Genomic DNA, 981 nt, shown 5'->3' on the forward strand with positions numbered 1-981 from the left:
CCCAGGCAGGCACGTCCCGTTCCTCCACTCTAGTACTTGGAGGTATGAACTATGACTCCTGAACCCAACCCAGAATTCGCCGCCTTCATCGGCATCGACTGGGCCGATGCGAAACACGACATCTGCCTGCAAGCGGCCGGAAGCCGCCAGCGTGAATTCGCCGTGCTCTCCCATCGCCCCGACGCCATTGATGAGTGGGCCGCCGCGCTCAGGCAGCGCTTTCACGGCCAGGCGGTGGCCGTCTGTCTCGAGATCGCCCGCGGACCGCTGGTCTACGCGCTGCAGAAACATGACTTCTTTGTCCTGTTTCCGGTGAATCCCGCCACCCTGGCGAAGTATCGTCAGGCCTTCCAGCCCAGCCACGCCAAGGCCGATCCGGCCGATGCGCAAATCGCGCTGGAGATCCTTCTGTGCCACCGCGACAAGCTGAAAGCCTTGCAGCCACAGAGTGTCGGCATTCGCACGCTCGAACGCCTGCTGGAAGAGCGACGGGAATTCGTCGATGAGCAGACGCGGATCACCAACCGCCTGACCAGCGCGCTGAAGGAGTACTTTCCCCTGGCCAACGCGTGGTTCGACGAGAAAGCGAGTGCCCTGTTCTGCGACTTCCTGAGCCATTGGCCCAGCCTCAAGCAGCTGCAACGCGCCCGCCGGACGACACTGCTCACCTTCTTCCGGGAACATCATTGCTACCAACCGCGCTTGATCGAAGAACGCCTGGCGGCCCTCCAGCGTGCCGCACCGCTCACCGACGATGCGGCAGTGATCAAGCCGAAAGCGCTCATGGTCGAGGGTCTGGTAGACCAATTACGTGTCACGCTGAAGGCCATCGCCCGCTTTGATGCCGAGATCGAGAGCGTCGCCCCGACCTTGCCCGACTACGCGCTGTTCCAGGCACTGCCGGGCGCCGGTCCGAATCTGGCGCCGCGCTTGCTGGTCTTCCAGTTGCCGCAATAACGATTTTACGCATGGTATTCCTTT

General features: G+C 62.3%; 1 protein-coding gene. It reads left to right on the forward strand.

Annotated elements, in window-relative coordinates; translation table 11 throughout:
• Positions 1-51: 51 nt before the first annotated feature.
• On the forward strand, positions 52-957 hold the full coding sequence (locus tag E4Q23_RS23085; protein ID WP_169068747.1) for an IS110 family transposase: 906 nt from the start codon (positions 52-54) through the stop codon (positions 955-957).
• Positions 958-981 lie beyond the last annotated feature (24 nt).

The sequence above is a fragment of the Candidatus Accumulibacter phosphatis genome (genome assembly GCF_012939955.1).
Taxonomy (GTDB): domain Bacteria; phylum Pseudomonadota; class Gammaproteobacteria; order Burkholderiales; family Rhodocyclaceae; genus Accumulibacter; species Accumulibacter delftensis.

Bases quoted from the DNA above. Each gene is read 5' to 3' on its own strand.
- E4Q23_RS23085 (WP_169068747.1), top strand. From the start codon at position 52: ATGACTCCTGAACCCAACCCAGAATTCGCCGCCTTCATCGGCATCGAC.